General features: G+C 65.8%; 20 protein-coding genes and 1 tRNA gene. 14 read left to right on the plus strand and 7 right to left on the minus strand.

All coding sequences use genetic code 11. The annotated features are described in order from the left end of the window. Positions 1 to 26: 26 nt before the first annotated feature. Positions 27 to 878 (minus strand): MipA/OmpV family protein, encoded by an 852-nt coding sequence (locus ACN4E0_RS02145; protein WP_419565063.1) that lies wholly within the window; start codon positions 876 to 878, stop codon positions 27 to 29. 115 nt (positions 879 to 993) lie between these two features. Between ACN4E0_RS02145 and crtY the strand changes: the two genes are divergently transcribed. The 7 genes from crtY (at position 994) to ACN4E0_RS02180 (ending at position 10,503) form a co-directional block, all read left to right on the plus strand. Next, positions 994 to 2,181 (plus strand): lycopene beta-cyclase CrtY, encoded by a 1,188-nt coding sequence (crtY, locus tag ACN4E0_RS02150; protein ID WP_419565066.1) that lies wholly within the window; start codon positions 994 to 996, stop codon positions 2,179 to 2,181. A gap of 41 nt (positions 2,182 to 2,222) precedes the next feature. Beyond that, positions 2,223 to 3,728 (plus strand): phytoene desaturase, encoded by a 1,506-nt coding sequence (locus ACN4E0_RS02155; RefSeq protein WP_419565138.1) that lies wholly within the window; start codon positions 2,223 to 2,225, stop codon positions 3,726 to 3,728. An 8-nt stretch (positions 3,729 to 3,736) separates the two neighbouring features. After that, positions 3,737 to 4,318 carry a TIGR00730 family Rossman fold protein gene (locus ACN4E0_RS02160; protein WP_419565140.1) on the plus strand — a complete coding sequence of 194 codons (582 nt, stop codon included), beginning with the start codon at positions 3,737 to 3,739 and terminating at the stop codon, positions 4,316 to 4,318. A 32-nt stretch (positions 4,319 to 4,350) separates the two neighbouring features. Beyond that, positions 4,351 to 5,337, plus strand: coding sequence for a phytoene/squalene synthase family protein (locus tag ACN4E0_RS02165; RefSeq protein WP_419565068.1), 987 nt, complete (start codon positions 4,351 to 4,353; stop codon positions 5,335 to 5,337). Between the two features lie 36 nt (positions 5,338 to 5,373). Then, positions 5,374 to 7,245 carry an acetyl/propionyl/methylcrotonyl-CoA carboxylase subunit alpha gene (locus ACN4E0_RS02170; protein ID WP_419565070.1) on the plus strand — a complete coding sequence of 624 codons (1,872 nt, stop codon included), beginning with the start codon at positions 5,374 to 5,376 and terminating at the stop codon, positions 7,243 to 7,245. A gap of 76 nt (positions 7,246 to 7,321) precedes the next feature. After that, positions 7,322 to 8,869, plus strand: a complete 1,548-nt coding sequence (locus ACN4E0_RS02175) for an acyl-CoA carboxylase subunit beta (RefSeq protein WP_419565072.1) — start codon at positions 7,322 to 7,324, stop codon at positions 8,867 to 8,869. Between the two features lie 17 nt (positions 8,870 to 8,886). Continuing rightward, the gene (locus ACN4E0_RS02180; protein ID WP_419565074.1) at positions 8,887 to 10,503 is read left to right on the plus strand and encodes an MFS transporter; all 1,617 of its coding nucleotides are present in this window, start codon (positions 8,887 to 8,889) and stop codon (positions 10,501 to 10,503) included. Positions 10,504 to 10,510: 7 nt separating this feature from the next. Here ACN4E0_RS02180 and ACN4E0_RS02185 read toward each other — a convergent pair whose 3' ends face one another. Next, the gene (locus ACN4E0_RS02185) at positions 10,511 to 11,776 is read right to left on the minus strand and encodes a multidrug effflux MFS transporter (RefSeq protein ID WP_419565142.1); all 1,266 of its coding nucleotides are present in this window, start codon (positions 11,774 to 11,776) and stop codon (positions 10,511 to 10,513) included. Between the two features lie 66 nt (positions 11,777 to 11,842). Between ACN4E0_RS02185 and dinB the strand changes: the two genes are divergently transcribed. Then, positions 11,843 to 12,958: a DNA polymerase IV gene (dinB, locus tag ACN4E0_RS02190; protein ID WP_419565077.1), complete on the plus strand. Its 1,116-nt coding sequence runs from the start codon at positions 11,843 to 11,845 to the stop codon at positions 12,956 to 12,958. Here dinB and ACN4E0_RS02195 read toward each other — a convergent pair. The 4 genes from ACN4E0_RS02195 to ACN4E0_RS02210 form a co-directional block, all read right to left on the minus strand. Further along, entirely contained in the window at positions 12,955 to 13,425 is a 471-nt protein-coding gene (locus tag ACN4E0_RS02195; protein WP_419565079.1) for an NUDIX domain-containing protein, read from the minus strand. The genes dinB and ACN4E0_RS02195 overlap by 4 nt on opposite strands. After that, a complete protein-coding gene (locus tag ACN4E0_RS02200) occupies positions 13,413 to 14,033 on the minus strand; it encodes a 6-phosphogluconolactonase (protein ID WP_419565081.1) in 621 nt (206 codons plus the stop codon). Before ACN4E0_RS02200 ends, ACN4E0_RS02195 begins: the two co-directional genes overlap by 13 nt. A 75-nt stretch (positions 14,034 to 14,108) precedes the next feature. Continuing rightward, a complete protein-coding gene (locus ACN4E0_RS02205; protein WP_419565083.1) occupies positions 14,109 to 14,570 on the minus strand; it encodes a Dps family protein in 462 nt (153 codons plus the stop codon). A gap of 90 nt (positions 14,571 to 14,660) precedes the next feature. After that, positions 14,661 to 15,224 (minus strand): hypothetical protein, encoded by a 564-nt coding sequence (locus ACN4E0_RS02210; RefSeq protein WP_419565085.1) that lies wholly within the window; start codon positions 15,222 to 15,224, stop codon positions 14,661 to 14,663. A gap of 89 nt (positions 15,225 to 15,313) precedes the next feature. Between ACN4E0_RS02210 and ACN4E0_RS02215 the strand changes: the two genes are divergently transcribed. Together ACN4E0_RS02215 and ACN4E0_RS02220 are read left to right on the plus strand one after the other, a co-directional pair. After that, the gene (locus tag ACN4E0_RS02215; RefSeq protein WP_419565087.1) at positions 15,314 to 16,108 is read left to right on the plus strand and encodes an SDR family oxidoreductase; all 795 of its coding nucleotides are present in this window, start codon (positions 15,314 to 15,316) and stop codon (positions 16,106 to 16,108) included. A gap of 64 nt (positions 16,109 to 16,172) precedes the next feature. Continuing rightward, on the plus strand, positions 16,173 to 17,246 hold the full coding sequence (locus tag ACN4E0_RS02220) for a PLP-dependent cysteine synthase family protein (RefSeq protein ID WP_419565089.1): 1,074 nt from the start codon (positions 16,173 to 16,175) through the stop codon (positions 17,244 to 17,246). 23 nt (positions 17,247 to 17,269) lie between these two features. On the opposite strand, the gene ACN4E0_RS02225 is transcribed toward ACN4E0_RS02220, so the two are convergent. Further along, positions 17,270 to 17,343: transfer RNA gene (locus ACN4E0_RS02225), tRNA-Gly, on the minus strand. A 131-nt stretch (positions 17,344 to 17,474) separates the two neighbouring features. Here ACN4E0_RS02225 and ACN4E0_RS02230 point away from each other — a divergent pair. The 4 genes from ACN4E0_RS02230 (at position 17,475) to ACN4E0_RS02245 (ending at position 22,914) form a co-directional block, all read left to right on the plus strand. Continuing rightward, positions 17,475 to 18,308, plus strand: a complete 834-nt coding sequence (locus ACN4E0_RS02230; RefSeq protein WP_419565091.1) for a Ku protein — start codon at positions 17,475 to 17,477, stop codon at positions 18,306 to 18,308. 4 nt (positions 18,309 to 18,312) lie between these two features. After that, positions 18,313 to 18,801 carry an MgtC/SapB family protein gene (locus ACN4E0_RS02235; RefSeq protein WP_419565094.1) on the plus strand — a complete coding sequence of 163 codons (489 nt, stop codon included), beginning with the start codon at positions 18,313 to 18,315 and terminating at the stop codon, positions 18,799 to 18,801. Then, positions 18,788 to 21,313 carry a DNA ligase D gene (gene ligD, locus ACN4E0_RS02240; protein ID WP_419565096.1) on the plus strand — a complete coding sequence of 842 codons (2,526 nt, stop codon included), beginning with the start codon at positions 18,788 to 18,790 and terminating at the stop codon, positions 21,311 to 21,313. The genes ACN4E0_RS02235 and ligD overlap by 14 nt, the downstream gene beginning before the upstream one ends. Before the next feature lie 104 nt (positions 21,314 to 21,417). Then, positions 21,418 to 22,914 (plus strand): CoA-acylating methylmalonate-semialdehyde dehydrogenase, encoded by a 1,497-nt coding sequence (locus tag ACN4E0_RS02245; RefSeq protein WP_419565098.1) that lies wholly within the window; start codon positions 21,418 to 21,420, stop codon positions 22,912 to 22,914. The last annotated feature ends 17 nt before the right edge of the window (positions 22,915 to 22,931 follow it).

Raw genomic sequence — 22,931 nt, forward strand, 5'->3', positions numbered from 1 at the left:
GTGTCGAGGGCAAGCGAAAGCGGGACCTAGAAAGTGTAGCCGATCCCGATTGCGCCCATCCACTGGTCGGCATCACCCCGAATCGAGGTGAAAGGCGAACGTTTGGCATCACCGAGCATGCGCGAGTAGCCGCCAAGGACGATGAGGGAGAGGCCGCCATTGGCAAGGTCGCCGTCGAGGTCGACCGCACCGAGCAGGTTGACCCCCGCGCTTTCGAAGCCGCCCTCGGCCTGGAAGGCGGGCAGGGCCCCGCCGGCAGGCACCGAGTAATAGTAATCGGCATAATCGTCATCGACATGCGTCGCGCTGACCGAGAGCGAGATCGCCGCACCGCGACTGACAGGGGTGAAATAGGTGATGGTCGGAGACACGGTCATCCCGTCATGGGCCCCCGCGACATCCCACAGCGCATCGAGATTGAAGCTGAGGCTGTCGTAGCGATTGAGGAGCCCCGGAAAGCTGACACCGACCGTCGGCCCGACCTCGAACGCGGTGTCGAGCTTGCCGTAGCTTTCGACCACCGGATCCTCGATTTGCGTCGCGCGGTTGCGGTTGAGCTTGGCCGCCACGCCGGCGGAAAAGGCAACCTCGCCATCGGCATCGGGGAGAAAGTCGAGCGCCAGCCCGCCGGGCCGCGGGTTGATGCCGACACCGCCAAGGCTGCCCTGGATGATCGGCAGCGGCGAGACGACGTGATCGTCGGACCCCTTGTAGCTGGGCGAATAGACCGCCCCCGCCCCGATGCTGAGCCAGTCGCCGTCGAAGACCGAGCCCTCGTAGGCATCCGCTACCGTCTCGCTGTCGCCGGCCTCCTGGGCATATGCGGGTGAAGCGACGACAAGCACGGCGGAAAGCGCGGCAGCGGAAATGGTTTTCATCGATTTTCCCTGAATTCCCTGTTTGCTGACCAACACCCGGAGCGAGGGCGCGTTCCCGGTGACTCCAGCCTAGACGATTGCCGCAGGCATGCTTCAGGCCTAAGCCCCGGCCACGATGGACGGGCGCGCGATAGACTTGGCAGTGGTAGGCGGCGGGCTGGCGGGCGGCTTGTCCGCGCTGGCCGTGCACCGCGCACATCCCGAAATGCGGATCGCCCTGTTCGAGGCGGGGGAAACGCTCGGTGGCAACCACCGCTGGAGCTGGTTTACCAGCGATCTCGATCCGGCCGGCGCGGAATTGCTGTCGCTGTTCCGCCAAACCGAATGGAACCGGGGCTATGACGTCGCCTTCCCCGGGTATGAGCGAACGCTGGGGGCGGGCTACCGTTCGCTCGCCAGCAGCGATTTCGACGAAACGATGCGGGGCGAGCTTCCGCCAGAGGCAATCCGCATGCGCAGCCGCGTGTCGCAGGTCTCTTCCGACAGCGTGACGCTCGAGAGCGGCGAGCGGATGGCGGCCCGCGTGGTGGTCGACTGCCGCGATTTCGAACCGTCCCCGCACCTGCGCGGAGGGTGGCAGTTGTTCATGGGGCGCCACCTGCGAACCCGCGAACCGCACGGCCTTACCCGACCGATCATAATGGACGCACGCGTGCGCCAGCACGATGCCTATCGCTTCGTCTATACCCTGCCGCTGGCTGCCGACGAGCTCTTCGTCGAGGATACGTACTACTCGGACAGTGCGGAGCTCGACCGCGATGCGCTCTCGAAACGGATCGATCGCTATTGCGAGGCGATGGGCTGGCAAGGCGAAACCATCGGCGGCGAGACCGGCGTGCTGCCCGTCATCACCGGCGGCGATTTCGCTGCCTATTACGCGGGCCTCGGCGAGCCGGGCATCGTGCGCAGCGGCGCGCGCGCCGGATTCACTCATCCGCTGACTAGCTACACCCTGCCCTTCGCCGTCGCCAACGCGCTGGAACTGGCGCGTCATGCCCGCCTGTCTGGCCGACGGGTCGCCACCCTGTTCGAGCAGCGGGCCGGCGACCACTGGCGCGCCACGGGCTTCTACCGCAGCCTCGGCCGCATGCTCTTCGACGCGGCCCGGCCCGAAGAACGATATCGGGTCTTCGGACGCTTCTATCGCCTGCGCGAACCGCTGGTCGAACGCTTCTACGCCGGGCGCTCCACCCCGACGGACAGGCTGCGCGTCCTCTCGGGCAAGCCGCCCGTGCCCGTATTCGCCGCCATGCGCGCGCTGCTTGGCAAGGGCAGCCCGCTCGTCCATGAAAGATCGCAATGAACGCCGAGACGACTACCCCCGTTACCCCGAGCGACGCGACCATGCCCGATACGCCTCCAGCCGGCGGCAAGAGCGCATGCGTCATCGGCGCCGGCTTCGGCGGCCTCGCGCTGGCGATCCGCCTCCAGTCGGCGGGCATCCGGACGACGGTCGTCGAAGCGCGCGACAAGCCTGGCGGGCGCGCCTATTTCTGGGAGAAGGACGGTTTCACCTTCGATGCGGGGCCGACCGTCATCACCGATCCCGACTGCCTGAAGGAGTTGTGGGCGCTGTCGGGGCACGACATCACCGAAGATGTCGAGCTGATGCCGGTGATGCCCTTCTACCGCCTCGCCTGGCCCGACGGCACGCAATTCGACTATTCGAACGACGAGGACCAGCTGTTCCGCGAGATCGCACAGCTCAATCCCGCCGACGTCGCCGGCTACCAGCGCTTTCTCGACTATTCCGAGGCGGTCTATCAGGAAGGCTACGTCAAGCTCGGCCATGTCCCCTTCCTCGACTTCAAGTCGATGCTCAAGGCGGCCCCGGCCCTCGCCAAGCAGCGCGCCTGGCGCAGCGTCTATTCGACCGTGGCAAGCTATGTCGAAAACGAGAAGCTGCGCGAGGCGCTGAGCTTCCACACGCTGCTGGTCGGCGGCAACCCGATGAAGACCAGCAGCATCTATGCGCTGATCCACAAACTCGAGGTCGACGGCGGCGTGTGGTGGGCCAAGGGCGGTACCAACCGGCTGATCGCCGGCATGATACGCCATTTCGAACGCCTCGGCGGGACCCTCCGCCTGCACGATCCGGTGGTCCGCATCCACACGCTCGGCAAGCAGGTGACCGAAGTGGAGACTCATTCGGGCTGGCGCGCGCGTTTCGATGCGATCGCCAGCAATGCCGACATCATGCACAGCTACAAGGACCTGCTCGCCGGGTCGAAGCGCGGCGCCGACTATTCCCGCAGCCTCGCACGCAAGAGCTTCAGCCCGAGCCTGTTCGTGGTTCACTTCGGGATCGAAGGCAGCTGGCCGGGGATTCCGCACCACATGATCCTGTTCGGACCGCGCTACAAAGGCCTGCTCGAGGACATTTACGATCACGGCGTGCTGCCGCAGGATTTCTCGATCTACCTGCACCATCCGACTGTCACCGATCCGTCCATGGCGCCCGAGGGCATGAGCACCTTCTATGCGCTCATTCCCGTGGCACACATGGGCAAGCTCGCCGTCGACTGGGAAGAGATGGGGCCGCTGCTGGAAAAGCGCATCCTCGAAGAGCTCGAACATCGCCTGATCCCCGGCCTGCAGGACCGCATCGTGACCAAGTTCCACTATGCGCCGCGCGATTTCGCAATGGACCTCAATGCGCATATGGGCAGCGCCTTCAGTCTCGAGCCGCTGCTCACCCAGAGCGCCTGGTTCCGCGGGCACAACCGCGACGACGTGCTTGACAATTTCTACCTCGTCGGTGCTGGGACGCACCCCGGCGCCGGAATCCCCGGCGTGGTCGGCAGCGCCAAGGCGACTGCCGGACTGATGCTGGAGGATTTGGCGGGATGAGCCGCGAGATGAAACGACTTGCCGTCTACTGCGGATCGGCCTCGCCCGAGGACCCGCGCTTTATCCAATTGGCCTACGATGTGGGCAAGGGCCTCGCCGAGCGCGGAATCGGCGTCGTCTATGGCGGCGGCCGGCTGGGCTTGATGGGCGCGACCGCACGCGGTGCGCTGGACGCGGGGGGCGAGGTGATCGGGGTGATCCCCGATGCGCTGGCGAATTCCGAAGTCGCCAACCACGACTGTACCGAGCTCTACACCGTCTCGGGTATGCACGAGCGCAAGCAGCGCTTCACCGATCTGTCCGATGGCTTCGTGACCATCCCCGGCGGTGTCGGCACGATGGACGAGTTGTGGGAAGCGGTCAGCTGGGCGCAGCTCGGCTATCACACCAAGCCAGTCGGCCTGTTGAACGCTTTCGGCTTCTACGACCACCTCATCGCCTTCAACCGCCACATGGCCGATGTCGGCTTCGTGCGCCCGGCGCATCAGGGGATCATTCTCGATGCCGAGACGCTCGCCGCGCTGCTCGACAGGATGGGCGCCTACCGCGCGCATACCCCGATCTTCCAGATGAAGGCCGAAGAGCTCTGAACACGCCGCGCCCCCTCGTGCCTTCGCGTTACATGCGGCCCACGCCGGCGCGGGCGGGGGGCGGGCGCGATCGCGCGATGCTGGTCGAGAAATCGCTCGAATCGATCGAGCAGGGCTCGCACAGTTTCGCGGCGGCCTCCAAGCTGTTCGACAAGGCAACGCGCGAACGCAGCTGGCTGCTCTATGCCTGGTGCCGCCGCTGCGACGACATTGCCGACAATCAGGACAAGGGCGGGCCGCTGGGCGACCAGGGCACGCCGAAGGATGCCGAGGATCGCGTCCAGGCCTTGCGCGTCCTGACCAAACGCGCCTTCGAGGAACAGCCGACCGCCGACGCCGCCTTCGACGCTTTCGGCCTCGTCGCCGACGAATGTGGGCTGACGCTGGCGGAAGCGAACGACGTGATCGCCGGTTTCGCGCTCGACGCGACGCGCTGGAGGCCGAAGACCGAAAAGGACATGCTGCGATATTGCTATCATGTCGCGGGCGCGGTCGGGATCATGATGGCGCGGATCATGGGCGTGCACCCCGACGACGGCGAGACGCTCGATCGGGCCTGCGATCTCGGCCTCGCCTTCCAGCTCGCCAACATCGCGCGCGACATCGTCGAGGACGATGCTGCCGGGCGCTGCTATTTGCCCAAGACCTGGCTCGACGAGATGGGGTGGGAACAGGGCGAGCATGCCCTGCCCGAGAACCGCTTCCGTCTCGCCTGGCTGATGCCGCGACTCATCGCACTGATGGAAAAGCACGAGGCGGCAGCCAGGCTCGGGACGAAACGGCTGCGCTTCCGCCAGCGCTGGGCGGTGCTCTCCGCCGCGCGCATTTACGGCGCGATCGGACGCAAGGTGCTCACCCGCGGCCAGCTCGCCTGGGACAGCCGCACCCGCGTCGGCTCGATCGAGAAACTGTGGCACATGATTGCCGCCTTCTTCGAAGCGCTCTGGAATCGCCCCAAAGGTCCGCGCGAACCGATCGTCTGGTCGCGCCACGATTTCAAGCCCGTCGCGGGCTGGTAGCTTGATACGCTGCGACGCTACGGCTAGCGCGCTCGCATGATCAGCAAACTCCTTATCGCCAACCGCGGCGAGATCGCCTGTCGCATCATCCGCACCGCGCGCGAGATGGGCATCGCCACCGTGGCGGTCTACTCGGACGCCGACGCCCGGGCGCTGCACGTGCGCAGCGCAGACGAGGCGGTGCATATCGGGCCCTCGCCCGCCGCCGAAAGCTATCTCGTCGGCGAGAAGATCATCGCCGCGGCCAAGCAGGCCGGTGCCGAGGCCATCCACCCTGGCTACGGGTTCCTGTCGGAGAATGCAGGCTTCGCGCAGGCAGTGATCGATGCGGGGCTGATCTGGGTCGGACCGAAGCCGAGCAGCATTGAAGCCATGGGCCTCAAGGACGCGGCCAAGAAGCTCATGCGCGAGGCGGGCGTGCCGGTGACGCCCGGTTATGAGGGCGAGGACCAGTCGGTCGAGCGCCTCCAACGGGAAGCCGAAGCGATAGGCTATCCGGTGCTGATCAAGGCCGTGGCGGGCGGCGGCGGCAAGGGCATGCGCAAGGTCGATGCTGCGCAGCAATTCGTTGAAATGCTTGAGTCTTGCAGGCGTGAGGCCAAGGCCAGTTTCTCCAATGACGAGGTCCTCCTTGAAAGGTGGATCACCTCGCCGCGACATATCGAGGTGCAGGTCTTCGGCGACAGCCATGGCAATGTCGTCCACGTCTTCGAACGCGACTGTTCGCTTCAGCGCCGCCACCAGAAGGTCATCGAGGAAGCGCCCGCGCCCGGAATGGACGAGGACACGCGCGCTGCAATATGCGGTGCAGCAATTCGTGCAGCAAAGGCGGTCGATTACGAGGGCGCCGGCACCATCGAGTTCATCGCCGATGCGAGCGAAGGCCTGCGCGCCGACCGTATCTTCTTCATGGAGATGAACACGCGCCTGCAGGTCGAGCACCCGGTGACCGAGGAAATCACCGGCGTCGACCTGGTCGAATGGCAGCTGCGCGTGGCCAGCGGCGAGCCGATCCCGCTGCAGCAGGACGAGCTCGTCATCGACGGCCATTCGATCGAGGCGCGCCTCTATGCCGAGGACCCGGCCGGCGGCTTCCTGCCCTCCACCGGTGCGCTCGACCATTTCGACCTCGGTGTCGAAGGCCGCATCGAGACCGGTGTCGAGGAAGGCGACATGATCTCGCCCTTCTACGACCCGATGGTAGCCAAGCTGGTCGTCTGGGGCGAGAGCCGCGGCGACGCCATCGACCAACTCGCCGAGATCGCCGAGGGCGTCGAGATCTGGCCGGTGAAGACCAACGCCGCCTTCATCGCAAATTGCCTGCGCGACGAGGATTTCGAGGACGCCAAGCTTGACACCGGCTTCATCGAGTCCAAGCTCGACAGCCTCGTCGCGTCCGACGAGGCGGATGACGCCATCTGGCAAAGCGCCGCCGATTTCATCGCCCTAGCCGAGGTAGAGGAACACGAGGACCTGCCCATCGGTCTGCGCCTCAACGCCTCAGGCGTGCTGGCGACCACGCTCACGCACAAGGGTGAAACGCGCAAGGTTTCGGCGGCCCTTTCGGGTCCCGAACTCGCCGCAACAGGTTTCGTCGACGCGGCACGCGCGGTGGTCTTCGCCGACGGACAGAGCTTCACCTTCGAACGCCAGTCGCGCGGCTCCGGTGCCGCTGCCGCCGGCGATGGCGCGATCGTCGCGCCCATGCCAGGCAAGGTCATCGCGGTCGACGTGGCCGAGGGCGACACCGTTACCGCCGGCCAGCGGCTGATGGTGCTCGAGGCGATGAAGATGGAGCACGCGCTCACCGCGCCGTTCGACGGAACGGTGACCGAGCTGTCGGTCAGCGAAGGCGGCCAGGTCCAGGTCGAGGCCGTGCTCGCAGTGGTCGAGCCGAACGACGAATAAGGCTTCACAAACCTGCCAGTCATTGCGAGCGTAGCGACGCGGCGCCTGCGGCGTCTTGCAATGACGGGAGAGGCTGGTGAGTTGGGAGCGAGAACTCGAGGAACTGCGCCATCGCGAAGCGCTGGCGGAGCAGATGGGCGGCGAAGCGAAAGTCTCTCGCCAGCATGCACGCGGCAAGATGGATGCCCGCGCGCGGCTCGCCGCACTGGTCGATGACGGTTCCTTCCGCGAGATCGGCAAGATCGCCGGGCGCGGCTCCTATGACGAGGAGGGCAACCTCACCGGCGTTCTCCCTGCCCCCTTCCTGTTCGCCAAAGCAGAGATAAACGGTCGACCCGTGGTCGCGACAGCAGACGACTTCACCATTCGCGGCGGCGCGGCCGATGCCGGGATCAGCCGCAAGATGGTGCAGGCCGAAAAGATGGCGCATGAGCTCAAGCTGCCCATCGTCCGCATGATCGACGGCACCGGCGGCGGCGGCAGCGTCAAGACGCTCGAGATGATCGGCGCGACCTATATCCCGGCCGTGCCCGGATGGTCCGATGTCGTGACCAATCTCGACACCGTGCCGGTGGTGGCGCTCGCGCTCGGCCCGACTGCCGGGCTCGGCGCCGCGCGGGTCGCGGCCAGCCACTATTCGATCATGGTCCGCGGCCTCAGCCAGATCTTCGCCGCCGGACCCGCCGTGGTCGACGGGCTCGGCGAAGCCTACAAGGGGTCCGAGGATCACCAGCAGGCCAAGGAGGATCTCGGCGGCAGCGGCATCCACACGCGCAACGGCGTGGTCGACGACGAGGTCGGCTCCGAGGCCGAGGCCTTCGCCCGGGCGCGCCACTTCCTGTCCTTCATGCCCGAACATGTCGGCCAGCTCGCCCGCCGCTCCAACTGCACCGATCCGGTCCACCGCCGCGAGCAGGCGCTGCTGAGCATCGTCCCGCGCGAGGAGAAGCAGGTCTATTCGATGCGGCGCTGCATGGAGATGGTCTTCGACCAGGGCACGGTGTTCGAGATCGGCCGCATGTGGGGCCGCGCCTGCATCACCGCACTCGCCCGGCTCGACGGCTGGCCGGTGATGGTGCTGGCGAGCGACCCGTCCTATCTGGGCGGAAGCTGGGACGCCAAGACCAGCGAAAAGGTCGAGCGCTTCGTCAAGCTGGCCGACCTGTTCCGCCTGCCGATCGTCCATCTGGTCGACAATCCCGGCTTCATGATCGGGCGCGAGGCCGAGATAGCGGGCACGATCCGCTACGGAGTGCAGGCAATGAACGCGATCTACAAGGCGACGGTCCCGCTCGCCTCCGTGGTGCTGCGCCGCGCCTATGGCATCGCCGGCAGCGCGATGAGCAATGCCGAGAGCTATCAGTACCGCTATTGCTGGCCCTCTGGCGACTGGGGCAGCCTGCCGATCGCGGGCGGGCTCGAGGTTGCCTACAAATCCGAGCTCGAAGCGGCAGAGGACCCGGCGGCAGAGCTTGCGGCGATCCGCGAGCGACTGGACAAGGTCACCTCGCCCTTCCGCAGCGCCGAGCGCTTCAACGTCGAGGACATCATCGACCCGCGCGACACGCGCCCGCTGCTGTGCGAATTCGCCGGCCTTGCATGGCGGCGCCTGGGAAGCGAGTGAGCGTCGGGGGGAATTTCATGAACGAGACCGCAATCGCCGCGCCGTCGCACCGCAAGGTGATCATCGCATCGTCCCTGGGGACGGTGTTCGAGTGGTACGACTTCTACCTCTACGGCCTGCTCGCGACGATCATCTCCGCGCAGTTCTTTTCCGGCGTCAACGACACCACCGCGTTCATCCTTGCGCTCGGCGCCTTCGCGGCCGGCTTTGCGGTACGCCCCTTCGGCGCGCTGGTTTTCGGCCGGGTGGGCGACCTTGTCGGGCGCAAGTACACCTTCCTCGTGACGATGGGGCTGATGGGCCTGTCGACATTCGCAGTGGGCCTGCTGCCGAGCTATGCCAGCATCGGCGTTGCCGCGCCGCTTCTGCTCGTCGGCCTGCGCTTGCTGCAGGGCCTGGCGCTCGGCGGCGAGTACGGCGGCGCGGCGATCTATGTCGCCGAACACGCGCCCGAAGGGAAGCGCGGGTTTTACACCAGCTTCATTCAGACCACCGCCACGCTCGGTCTTTTCGCCGCGCTGCTGGTGGTCATCGGACTGAGGAGCTGGATGGGCGAGGAGGCCTTCGCCGACTGGGGCTGGCGCGTGCCCTTCCTGCTGTCGGCGATTCTGCTCGGCGTATCATTGTGGATCCGCCTGCAGCTCGCCGAGAGCCCGGTCTACCAGGCGATGAAGGAGGAAGGCGAAACCTCGAAGGCCCCTCTGTCCGAAGCCTTCGGCCGCTGGCGCAATCTCAAGTGGGTGCTTGTCGCGCTGCTCGGCGCGGTCGCCGGGCAGGCCGTGGTCTGGTACACGGGCCAGTTCTACGCGCTGTTCTACCTCGAGAAGGTACTCAAGGTCGATGGCGGCACGGCCAACATACTGATCGCCATCGCGCTCGCCATAGGCACACCGTTCTTCCTCGTCTTCGGCTGGCTGTCGGACCGCATCGGACGCAAGCCGATCATCATGAGCGGACTGGCCTTGGCCGCGCTGACCTATTTCCCGCTGTTCGGCGCGCTGACCGGGGCTGCCAATCCGGCGCTGGCGGAAGCGCAGGCGCGCGCGCCCGTGGTCGTCAGCACCGCACTCGACGAATGTTCGGTCCAATTCGATCCGGTCGGGAAGACTGCCTTCGACACCAATGGCTGCGACATCGCCAAGTCGGCACTGGCCAAGGCGGGTGTACCCTATACCGACGGCTCGCTCAGCGACGCGCCGGGGCTCGCGAGAGTCAGCATCGGGACCCACACTGTCGACATCCGTCCTGGCTCGGGGACCGACGAGCTCACCGCGGCGCTGGCCGAAGCAGGCTATCCCGCCAAGGCCGACCCGGCACGGATCGACAAGCCCATGGTCGTCGCCATTCTCACCGCACTCGTGCTGCTGGTGACCATGGTCTACGGGCCGATCGCGGCACTGCTGGTCGAGCTCTTCTCCGCGCGCATCCGCTACACTGCGATGAGCCTGCCTTACCATATCGGCAACGGCTGGTTCGGCGGCTTCCTGCCGACCATCGCCTTCGCCATGGTCGCGGCAACGGGCGATATCTATGCCGGACTTTGGTACCCGGTCGGGGTGGCCTTGCTGAGCTTGGTGGTCGGCCTGCTGTTCCTGCCGGAAACCTTCCGGCGTACCATCGGGCATCGCGACTAGCCGAGACTCAATCGTCGTCAGGTTCCGGCGCACCGAACAGCGAGCCGCGTTCCGAGTAGAGCACGAACAGAAGGCTCGTCGTGGCGGTCACCAGCAACGCCAGCGCAAGCGGCCGGGCGGTGCCGTCATATGCGTAGCCGATCCCGGCGCCCAGCAGTGCCCCCGTGGTCATCCGCAGGAAGCTCTGCGCCGAGGAGGCGGCACCCGCGATATGCTTGAACGGCTGCATTGCGATCGAGCCGAAGTTCGCCCCGATGAAACCGAGTAGGCTCATATTGGCGGCCATCAGCGGGACGAAAGTCCACAGCGTTTCATCGGGCTGGTTGGCGAACCACAGTTGCAGACCCGCGACCAGGATGAACAGGAACAGCGCCGTATGGCTGACCCGCCGCGCACCGACGCGCTCGACGATGCGGCTGTTCGACCAGTTCGCGATCGCCATGCAACCGGCACAGATGGCAAACAGCAGCGGGAATTTGTCGCCCGCACCGAAGGCCTCGCCGATCAGCTGCTGCGAGGAGTTGATGAAGCCGAACAACCCGCCGAAGACCAGCGCGCTCGCCAGCGTGTAGCCGATGGTCGAGCGCAGCGTGACCGCGCTGCGCATGTTGCGCGCGATCACCGCAACATTGATGGCCTGCCGGTCTTCATCGTGCAGCGTCTCGGGAAGGCGGAAATAGACCCAGCCGCTCATGACGCAGCCGAGCAGCGCCATCGCCACGAAGATCCAGCGCCAGTCGCCCAGCAGCAGGAGCACGCCTTGTCCAATGCTCGGCGCGACCGCCGGCACGAGCAGGAAGATGACGAAGATCAGGCTCATCATCCGCGCCATCTTGTCCCCGCCCACGCGGTCGCGGATGATCGCAGGGGGGAGCGCGATGATCCCGGCGGCGAAGAATCCCTGCAGTGCGCGCAGGACGATCATCTGCGGAAAGGTGGTGGCTGCGGCGCAGGCCAGCGACAGCACAATGTAGCAGCCCAGCGCGGTAAACAGCACGGGCCGCCTGCCATAGCGATCGGCAAACGCGCCCGGGACCAGCGTGCCGACACCCGCCGCGAGCAGGTAGACGCCCACCACGAACTGGCGCGAATTGCCCTCCGCCCCGAGGCTGGTCGCGAGGTGGTCGAGCGCGGGCAGGATCGAATCGATGCCGAAGGCATTGCAGGCCATCAGCAGCGCCATCATCCAGATCAGCTCGCGCTCGCCGATTCGCTTGCCGCGGGCGGCCTCCGCAATCGGGCGTTCGCCGCCGGCCAGGTGTTCGCTTCGCATCTGCACAAAATGGCAGGTGACGGACAAGGTTCCGCTTTGCAACCCGTCCGACTATCGTGAGCTGCAATGAGTGACGCGAAAGACACGGATGACGGTGGCGAGGCCGACGGCCTGCGCAAGATCATCCATGTCGACATGGATGCCTTCTTCGCCAGCGTCGAACAGCGCGACAATCCCGAGCTGCGCGGCAAGCCGGTTGCGGTCGGCGGCTCGGGCGGCCGGGGCGTGGTGGCGGCGGCGAGCTACGAAGCGCGCAAGTTCGGCGTGCGCAGCGCCATGCCCTCGGTCACCGCCAAGCGGTTATGCCCAGACCTCATCTTCGTGCGCCATCGCTTCGATGCCTACAAGGAAGCGAGCCGGCAGATTCGCGCGATCTTCCACCACCACACGGAACTGGTCGAACCGCTCAGTCTCGACGAAGCCTATCTCGACGTGACCGAGGACAAGCTCGGCATTGGCAGCGCGACGCGTATCGCCGAGCTGATCCGGCAGGAAATCCGGGCCAAAACGAAACTGACCGCGAGCGCCGGGGTCTCCTACAACAAGTTCCTTGCCAAAATTGCCAGCGACCAGAACAAGCCGGACGGAATGTGCGTCATCCGCCCTGGCCAAGGCGCCCAATTCGTCGCCAAGCTACCGATCCGCCGCTTCCACGGCGTTGGCCCCAAGGGTGCGGAGAAGATGGCGCGGCTGGGCATCGAGACCGGCGGCGACCTCGCGGCCAAGGATATCGCGTGGCTGCGCGCGCATTTCGGCAGTTTCGCCGATTATCTCTACCGTGCCGCGCGCGGGATCGATCTGAGGCCTGTTCGCTCCAGCCGCATTCGCAAATCGGTGGGGGGCGAGCGCACCTTCAGCCGGGACCTCTCCTCGGGCAGCGAGCTGCGCGAGACGATGGAAGACATCATCGACATCGTCTGGGGTTATATCGAGCGTGCCGAGGCCCGGGGACGCACGGTCACGCTGAAAATGAAATACACCGACTTCCAGATCTTCAGCCGCGCCAGGACGGTCGACCGGCCGATCGCCGACAAGCAGGAATTCGCCGCCGTCGGCAGGGCGCTGCTCGAGGAAGTGCTCCCCCTGCCGATGCCGATCCGGCTGATGGGGCTGACGCTGTCGAAGCTCGAAGCCGATGAAAGCGAGGAGCTGCGTCCCGATGCGCAGCTGTCGCTGCTCTAGAACTTGCGCGCGCGCCACAGATCGAGACGCGCCCTCGTCCTCGGGCTGAGCGGCTCGGGCAGCGAATGCGTCGGGAAGAAGCGAGCCTCGACGATTTCGCGGCCGTCGGCCTGCGGCATGCAATTGACCGTGCCGTCGAAGACATGCGCCCGGTGCGGTGCTCCCGACAGTTCTTCCTCGATCACCCCGACCAGCGTCATCCCTTCGATCTCGCAGGCGGTTTCCTCGAGCAGCTCGCGGCGGGCGGCGTTTTCGGCGCTCTCACGGCGACCGATGCCGCCGCCGGGGAGATACCATCCCTGCGGGCCGTAGCTGTGCCGGACGAGGAGAATTTGGCCGTCGAAATCGCGGCCGATCACACTGACCCCGTCATTCGTGCTGCCGCTCAGGCGCCGCCAGTGATGGCGCAGTCGATGGGCGATCTTGAGCGCCAGCTGGTGCAGCGGCTTGGGGATCAGGCGAAGCATGTAACCGGCTGTGTAGCTGCCGCGAGCAGCCGCGCAACCGGAAGATCGTGCTTACCCGCAACCGCTTGATCGAACACCGCGCGCTTGTCAGCCCCGCGGATCACGAAGACCAGCGCATCGCTCGACAGCAGCGCCGGGAGCGTCAGGCTGATGCGGTCGAAGGGCGCCTCGGGCGGCAGCGGGTCGGGCGTCAGGCGGAGGATGCTGCGCGGCTCGTCGGGCCGCGGGTCGGTGTTGGGAAACAGCGAGGCGATGTGGCCATCCGCCCCCATACCCAGCCAGGCGAGCGCGAAATGCGGAACCGCCTCCATTTCGGTGAGCGTGACGACCTCAGCCCCCACCGGCTCGAACAGGTCGCGCAGCTTGCCTGTATTCGACGCGGGATGATCCTCGGGCACCACGCGGTCGTCCCCCGGCCATACGACCAGCCGCGTCCAGTCGATGTCGTGATCGAGCAGCGCCTCGATGATCGGAAACGGAGTCGATCCGCCGGGTACGGTGATGGTGACCGGCCCCTCGTGCGTGCCCATCTGCTCGCTGAGCCGCGCCGCAAGCCAATCGGCAATCGCGGCGTCGCTGCATTTCTCGATTATCGTGACGTGTTCCATGGGCCCTTGATACACCAGGGCCGCCCTTCCCCAACAGGAAAGGCGGCCCGAGCGCTGATACGCATAGCTATGCGCTCATTTGCTGGTCTGGTTGAGGAACCAGATGCGCTCCTCGCACAGGTCTATCCAGTCGTCGACGACGCCACTGGTCGCGTTGTCGCCGATCTCATCCGCGGCATCCTTCACTTCACCCAGCCGCTCGTGCAGCTTCCGATTGTCGTCGCGAAGTTCGGCGACCATCGCATCGGCGGTGATCGTGACGTCGTCCTGATCCTTGATCCGGGCCTGCTTGCCGACGCTGCCGATCGAGGTGAGCGTGTATTCGTCGTTCTTGCGCACGCGTTCGCCGATTGCGTCGACCGTGCCGATCAGCTGGGCCGCCTGCTCGTCGAACAGCAGGTGGAGATCGCGGAATCGCGGCCCCGCGACATGCCAATGGAAGTTCTTGGTCTTGAAATAGAGCGCCATCGTATCTGCCAGCGCGCCGTTGAGCGCCTCGATGAGAGCTGCTTTCGAATTATCGCCGACTTCGGCCATGGAATTCCCCTTTCGTCAAACTTGGATTCACCAACCCAACGGTGGAAACGAATGTCGGTTTCCCGATTATAAGAAGTTGCTGTGATCGACCTAGCCGATGATGCCGCGTGCGCTGAGGCCGGTGATCGTCGCGAGAAGGAACAGGATCACCGCCATCGCCAGCCGCAGGCCGCGCAACGGCAACTTCTGTTCGAGCGTGCCCGCCATGGTCCAGCCAAAGGCCAGCGCAGCGCCGCCACCGATGGCGCCTCCCAACCCCGCCAGCGGCCAGCCGGCGAAGACCACGGCGAAGGAGGCCACGAGGAAGCGCGAGGCATCGGTCAGTTGCCTGGTAAAGAGGACGATCGCGATCGCGCCGAGCGAACGGGTCGGCTCCTGCGGGGTCTTTTCACGGTTGGGCCAGGCGCATTCGAACGCCGCCAGCAACAGGGCGATGGCGACGAACATGGTCGCGGCGCTTTCCGACATAGTACGCGCCAGCCATGCGCCGACCCACGCGGCGGCCAAGGCCGAAAGTGCCGAGCTTGCAAGCCCCACGACCAGCAAGCCGCCCGATGCCCCAAGCCGGTCTGCGAGGCGCGCCACCAGCAGCTGGTCGCGCGCGCCGAGTGCGGTAAGGAAAGTGGCGACCATGGCAAACAACAGTGAAGTCACGCTATTCCCTTTCCCCTTCCTATCTATTGTCTCGACCCTGCAGCCTGCGATAGCAGGGGCGCAAGGAAAACGCACAGGGGGAAGCGGGAATGAAGCTTGAACAGGGCATGGCGGCGGTCGTCACCGGCGGGGCATCGGGCCTGGGCAAGGCGAGCGCTCAGGCGCTGGCGGATGCCGGGCTCAAGGTCACCATCTTCGACGTCAACGAGGAAGCGGGCGAAGCGCATGCCAAAGCGATCGGCGGGACTTTCGCGCGTGTCGACATCACCGACGAGCAATCGGTCGTCGACGGTTTCGAGGCGGCGCGCGCGGCACATGGCCAGGAACGCGTCACGGTGCATTGCGCGATGACCAGCCGCCGCGGGAAGACGCTCGGCTGGGACAAGGAGAACCACCGCTACAAGCGACTGGCGACCGAGGACTATGCCTTCGGGGCGGAGGGCATCCTCGTCGCCTCCTACCGCATCGCCAGCCACTCGGCGCTGGGCATGGCCAATTCCGAGCCGCTCAACGAGGACGGCGAGCGCGGCTCGATCACGCTCACCGCCAGCGTCGCGGCGCAGGACGGGCAGATCGGCCAGGTCATCTACGGCAGCTGCAAGGCGGGGGTGAACGGTCTCGTCCTGCCCATGGCGCGCGACCTGATGGACATCGGCATCCGCGTGAACTCGGTGATGCCGGGGATTTTCGCCACGCCGCTCATGCTCGGCATGAAGGACCGCAACCCGCAGATGTGGGACCAGCTCAACGCCTCGGTCCCCTTCCCCAAGCGGCTCGGCCATCCCGAGGAATTCGCTTCGCTGATCCTCGAGATCGCGCGGAACAGCTATATCAACGGCCACCAGTTCCGGCTCGACGGCGCGATCCGGATGCCGCCGAAGTAACCGCAGCGGAGAATAGCTCCGCCTGGGGTCTTCCCCTCACCCCTCAGCGCGATAGAAGGTCCGCATGACGACGAAACGCGAATGGGTGAGTTGGGCGATCGGGCGGATCGAGGCGGACTTCAACCGGTCAGCCGACACGCATTTGTTGCCGCTGCCCGTTCCCGCTCTGCCCGACATCGCGATCTACCTGAAGGACGAATCGAGTCACCCGACGGGCAGCCTCAAGCACCGGCTGGCGCGCTCGCTGTTCCTCTACGGCCTGTGCAACGGCTGGATTTGCGAAGGCACCCCGGTGGTCGAGGCCTCGAGCGGCTCGACCGCCGTGTCGGAGGCCTATTTCGCCCGCATGCTCGGCCTGCGTTTCATCGCGGTCGTGCCCAAGTCGACTGCGCAGGCGAAGATCGACGCAATCGCCTTCTACGGCGGCGAGTGCCATTTCGTCGACAGCCCGGCCGAGGTGTACGAGGCGGCGCAATCGCTCGCCGACGATCTCGACGGGCATTACATCGACCAGTTCACCTATGCCGAACGCGCGACCGACTGGCGCGCCAACAACAACATCGCCGAATCGATCTTCGCGCAGATGGCGCGCGAGCCCCATCCGGTGCCTCACTGGATCGTTTGCGGGGCGGGAACGGGCGGCACCTCGGCCACAATCGGCCGCTTCGCGCGCTACAATCGATTCGATACGCGCGTCTGCGTGGCCGACCCCGAAGGCTCGGTCTTCCACCGCCATTGGGCCGATCGCTCGGTCGAGCGGGTCGATCACCCCGCGGGCTGCATCGAGGGGATCGGCCGCCAGCGGGTCGAGCCGAGCTTCCTGCCCGATGTGGTCGACCGGATGGAGGCAATTCCCGACGCCTGTTCGATCGCCGCGGCGCATGAGGTGAGCGAGCGGCTCGGGCGGCGCTGCGGTGGGTCGACCGGGACCAATGTCTGGGCTTGCGCCATGATCGCCGCTGATATGGCCGAGCGCGGCCTCAAGGGCTCGATCGTCTCGATCCTGTGCGACGACGGCGCGCGCTATGCCGACACGATCTTCGACGATGGCTGGCTGGTCGCCAAGGGTTTCGACATCGCCCGCGAGCGCCGGAAGATCGCCCACTTCTTCGATACCGGCACCTTCGCCGCGGGCTGATCCGGAGCGGCCGGGAACGGCGCTGGAGCGGGTGAAGGGAATCGAACCCTCGTCGTCAGCTTGGGAAGCTGCTGCTCTACCATTGAGCTACACCCGCGGAGCGCAGGCGCGCTTGCCCGACCTTGCGCGTCCGGTCAATATGGCGCGTCGCTTGCCCCCCTCCTCACCCGACCGCGCCGCAGGAACGCTTGAGCCGCAGAAACGCTTTCTCGGACGAAGGGAAGGTTCATGGCAGCACGCGCTTACTGGCAGGGACAGATCAGGCTGGCGCTGGTCTCGATCCCGGTAGAAATCTATTCGGCCACCAAATCGGGGGCCAAGATCCGCTTCAACCAGATCCACGAACCGAGCGGGAAGCGGATTTCCTACGAGAAGGTCGTGCCGGGGATCGGCCCGGTCGACCGCGACGAGATCATCAAGGGCTACGAGATTTCGAAGGGCAATTACGTCCTCCTCGACGATGAGGAAATCGAGGCGGTCAGGATCGAGAGCAAGAAGACGCTCGAGCTGGTCCAGTTCGTCGATGCCTGCGAGATCGACCCGCTCTATTTCGAGAAACCCTATTACGTAGCGCCGCAGGACGAACTGGCCGAGGAAGCCTTTGTCGTGCTGCGCGAGGCGCTGCGCAAGGCGAAGAAGGTGGCGCTCGGCCAGCTCTCGGTGCGCGGAAGCGAGAAGCTGGTCGCGATCAAGCCTTGCGGCAAGGGCCTGCTCCTCGAGACGCTGCGCTATGCCGACGAGGTGCGGCAGGGGCAGGCCTTCTTCAACGATATCGACGATGCCAAGCCGAAGAAGGCGCTGCTCGATCTCGCCCAGACGCTGATCGAGGACAAGAGCGCGCCCTTCGATGCGGGCGAGTTCGAGGATCGCTACGGCGCCGCGCTTAAGAAGCTGATCGACAAGAAGGCCAAGTCGAAGGGCAAGCGGGCCGTCATCGAGGATGTCGACGAACCCGAGAGCGGCGGAGGGAACGTCATCGACCTGATGGCGGCATTGAAGAAATCGGTCGGGGACACGTCGCCTCCCGCGAAGTCGGCGCCGAAGCGCAAGAAGAGCGCTTGAACGGATGGAACTCAACGACCCCATCCTTATACACTGGCTCGACCTCGACATGCTCACCCGGCTTGGCGTGGCAGCCGCACTCGGTCTGTTGCTCGGCCTCGACCGTGAATGGCAGGGGCATGCCGCCGGCCTGCGGACACATGGCCTGATCTGCTTCGCCAGCGCCGCGATGACCGTCGCGATCATTGCGCTCTCCTACCAGTTGAACGGCACGCGAATGGACCCGTTGCGCATCTTCGAGGCGACCGGCGCATTCGTCGGAATCATTGGCGCCGGCTTGATCGTGTTCAGCAAGGGCGAGGTGAAGAACCTCACGACTGCGGCGCATCTGTGGCTGACAGCGGTCGTCGGCATCGCCTGCGGCGCCGCGCTGTGGCCATTGGTCGGGATCGCCGCGGTGATATCGGTCGTCATGCTTACGCTGCTCGGCTTCGTCGAGAAGCGCTGGTTCCCGGAGGCGGAGGCGGAGGCGGAGAGCAATGGCGAGCGCTAACCTCCTTGCCGAATACAACGCCAAGCGCGATTTCGGGAAGACGCCCGAACCCTCGGGCGAGGCACGGGCGAGCCAAAGCGGCAACCTGTTCATCGTCCAGAAGCACGATGCCACACGCCTTCACTGGGACTTGCGGCTGGAAGTCGACGGCGTGCTCAAGAGCTGGGCGGTGACCAAGGGCCCCTCGCCCGATCCCGACATCAAGCGCCTCGCCGTACGGACCGAAGACCACCCGCTGTCCTATGGCACCTTCGAAGGCACCATCCCCAAGGGCGAATATGGCGGCGGCACGGTGATGCTGTGGGATCGCGGCAGCTGGGCCCCGATCGAAGGCAAGAGCGCAAAGGACCTGGAAAAGGGCCACCTCCATTTCACGCTCGACGGCGAGCGGATGAAGGGCGAATGGCTGCTCATACGGCTGAAGAAGAAGCCAGGGGAGAAGCGCGAGAACTGGCTGCTGCGCAAATTGCAGGACGATCACGCGCAGACGGGCGACGCGCTGGTCGAGCGCGAGTTGACGAGCGTACTCACCGGGCGCTCGATGGCCGAGATCGCGGCCGACAAGCAGGGCGAATATCCGCTGGCGGGCAAGAAGGACGAGGCCTTCATGGCGCAGATGCGCAAGGCGTCCTCCCATAATGCCAAAAAGGCGAAGCCCAGGCGCCGGAAGGCCGCCCCGCTGCCCAAGTTCCGCAAGCCGCAGCTGGCGACGCTGGTCGACGAGGTGCCCGCCGGAAACGGCTGGATGCACGAGATCAAGTTCGACGGCTATCGCGCCATGCTTGCCATCAAAGGGGAGCAAGTGCGCGTCTATACGCGCAGCGGCAAGGACTGGACCGACAAGTTCGGCCCGCTGGTCGAGGCCGTCGCCGCACTCGACCTGCCGGCCTGCCTGGTCGATGGCGAAATCGTCGCCACCGATGCCAAGGGCAACCCCGATTTCTCGACACTGCAGCAGGTGCTGAAACGCGGGCAGGGCAGCCAGACAGCATCCGACCGGTTGGCCTTCCATGCCTTCGATCTGCTCGAACTCGATGGCGAGGATCTGGCGCCGCTGCCCAATATCGAGCGCAAGGAGCGGCTCGAGGCGCTGCTATCCGGGGCCGAGCCGCCGATCCATCTCGCCGACCATGTCCTCGGCGCGGGGGAGCAGCTTTACGCGACGATGTGCAAGGCGGGGCAGGAAGGCATCATCGCCAAGAAGATCGACGCCCCCTATCGCCACGCCCGCAGTCGGGCCTGGGTGAAGGTGAAATGCACGCGGCGGCAGGAATTCGTCGTGGTCGGGTGGAAGAAGAGTGCCGCCAAGGGCCGTCCGTTTGCATCGCTGCTGCTCGCCCAGCACGAGGGCCCAAAGGGCAAGGAGGAACTGGTCTACAAGGGCAATGTCGGGACCGGCTTCACCGCCGACGAGATGGACGATCTCGCCGCGAAGATGAAGCGGCTCGAACGCAAGACGCCGCCGGTCGAGACCGACAAGGCGAGCGCGCGCGGCGTCACCTGGCTGACTCCGAAACTGGTCGCCGAGATCGCCTTCGCCGAGTTCACCGCCGAGGGGAATGTCCGCCATGCGAGCTATCTCGGCCTGCGCGGTGACAAGAAAGCGCAGGCAGTGAGACCCGAAACTCCCACCAAGGCCCCGGAAATCGAAGAGGAAGTCACGATATCGAGCCGCGACCGCGTGGTCTTTCCCGACAGTGGCCAGACCAAGGGCGAACTGGCCGATTACTACGCCGCCGTCGCGCCGATCATGCTGGCCCATGCCGCGCGGCGCCCGATCAGCCTGGTCCGTTGCCCACAGGGACGCGCGAAGAAATGCTTCTTCCAGAAACACGATAGCGGCAGCCTGGGCGATGCCGTCCGCCACGTGCCGATCCGCGAGAAGGATGGCGGGAGCGAGGACTATATCTATATCGAGGATGCGCGCGGCATCCTCCAATGCGTCCAGATGGGCACGATCGAATTCCACGGCTGGGGCTCGCGCAGCGACGATGTCGAACTGCCCGACCGGATGGTGTTCGACCTCGACCCCGACGAGGGGCTCGGCTTCACCGAGGTCAAGCAGGCGGCGCGCGACATCCGCGGACGCCTCTCGGACCTCGGCCTCGTCAGCTTCGCCATGCTCTCGGGCGGCAAGGGCGTGCATGTCGTCGTTCCGCTCGAGCGCGGGCATTCGTGGGAGGCGCACAAGGATTTCGCGCGCCGCTTCGCCGAGGCGCTGAGCCTCGCCGAACCCGACCGCTTCACCGCCACGATGAGCAAGGCCAAGCGCAAGGGAAAGATCTTCATCGACTGGCTGCGCAACCAGCGCGGCTCGACCGCGGTGCTGCCCTATTCCGCCCGCGCACGCTCGGGCGCGCCGGTGGCCGTGCCGCTCGCCTGGAACGAGCTGAAAGAGATGGAGCACGCGCACCCCTTCTCGATCGATCAGGCGAAGACCCTGCTCGACCGCGCCGGCTCGAAATCGCTGCAGGGGTGGGGCTTCGCCGAGCAGCGACTACCCGACCATTGACGCGGGAGAGCGGGGCCGTTTCGACGCCTATCACCATTCTTTGCGGTTGATTTCGGACCTCTCGTGCGTATGGGCCGTTGCCAAGAAAAGAGAGGATTTCCCCCATGCGTCAGGTTGACCATTTCATTGCCGCTGGAGCTTCTGGTTCCGGTACCCGCACCCACAAGATCTGGAACCCCTCGACTGGCGAGGTGCAGGCCGAGGTCGCGCTCGGCGATGCCGCGCTCCTGCAGACGGCAGTCGATGCCGCGAAGAAGGTCCAGCCCGAATGGGCGGCGACCAATCCGCAGCGCCGCGCGCGGGTGATGTTCGCGTTCAAGGAGCTGGTCGAAAAGAACAAGCAGGAGCTCGCCGAGCTGCTCTCGAGCGAGCACGGCAAGGTGGTCGACGATGCGCATGGCGACGTTCAGCGCGGGCTCGAAGTGATCGAATTCGCCTGCGGCATCCCGCAGGCGCTGAAGGGCGAGTACACGCAAGGCGCGGGCCCGGGCATCGATGTCTACTCGATGCGCCAGCCGCTCGGCATCGGCGCGGGCATCACCCCGTTCAACTTCCCGGCGATGATCCCGATGTGGATGTTCGGCATGGCGATCGCGGCGGGCAACGCCTTCATCCTCAAGCCCTCCGAACGCGACCCCAGCGTGCCGGTGCGCCTCGCCGAGCTGTTCCTCGAGGCGGGCGCGCCCGAGGGCCTGCTGCAGGTCGTCCACGGCGACAAGGAAATGGTCGACGCGATCCTCGACCATCCCGATATCCCGGCGATCAGCTTCGTCGGCTCGTCGGACATCGCGCAGTATATCTATTCGCGCGGTACCGCCAACGCGAAGCGCGTCCAGGCCTTCGGCGGTGCCAAGAACCACGGCATCGTCATGCCCGACGCCGATCTCGACCAGGTGGTGGGCGATCTCGCCGGCGCGGCCTTCGGCTCGGCGGGCGAGCGCTGCATGGCCCTGCCCGTGGTGGTGCCGGTGGGCGAGGACACGGCCGATCGCCTGCGCGAAAAGCTGATCCCGGCGATCAATGCGCTGCGTGTCGGCGTTTCGAACGATCCCGACGCGCATTACGGCCCCGTCGTCACCCCCGAGCACAAGGCGCGCGTCGAAGGCTGGATCGACACCGCCGAGAAGGAAGGCGCCGAAGTCGTCATCGACGGACGCGGCTTCACGCTGCAGGGCCATGAGAAGGGCTTCTTCGTCGGCCCGACGCTGCTCGACCGGGTGACCACCGACATGGAGAGCTACCAGGAAGAGATCTTCGGCCCTGTGCTCCAGATCGTCCGCGCGAAGGATTTCGAGGAAGCAGTCAAGCTGCCAAGCGAGCACCAGTACGGCAACGGCGTCGCCATCTTCACGCGCAACGGCCATGCCGCGCGCGAATTCGCGCACCGCGTCAACGTCGGCATGGTCGGGATCAACGTGCCGATCCCGGTTCCGGTGAGCTACCACAGCTTCGGCGGGTGGAAGCGCTCCGGCTTCGGCGACATCGACCAGTACGGCATGGAAGGCCTGCGCTTCTGGACCAAGGCGAAAAAGGTCACCCAGCGCTGGCCCGACGGCGGCGGCGACGGTTCCAACGCCTTCGTCATCCCCACGATGGGATAGAATGGGTAGGCGGTGCG

This window comes from Qipengyuania sp., from assembly GCF_048550555.1.
Classification (GTDB): Bacteria; Pseudomonadota; Alphaproteobacteria; order Sphingomonadales; family Sphingomonadaceae; genus Qipengyuania.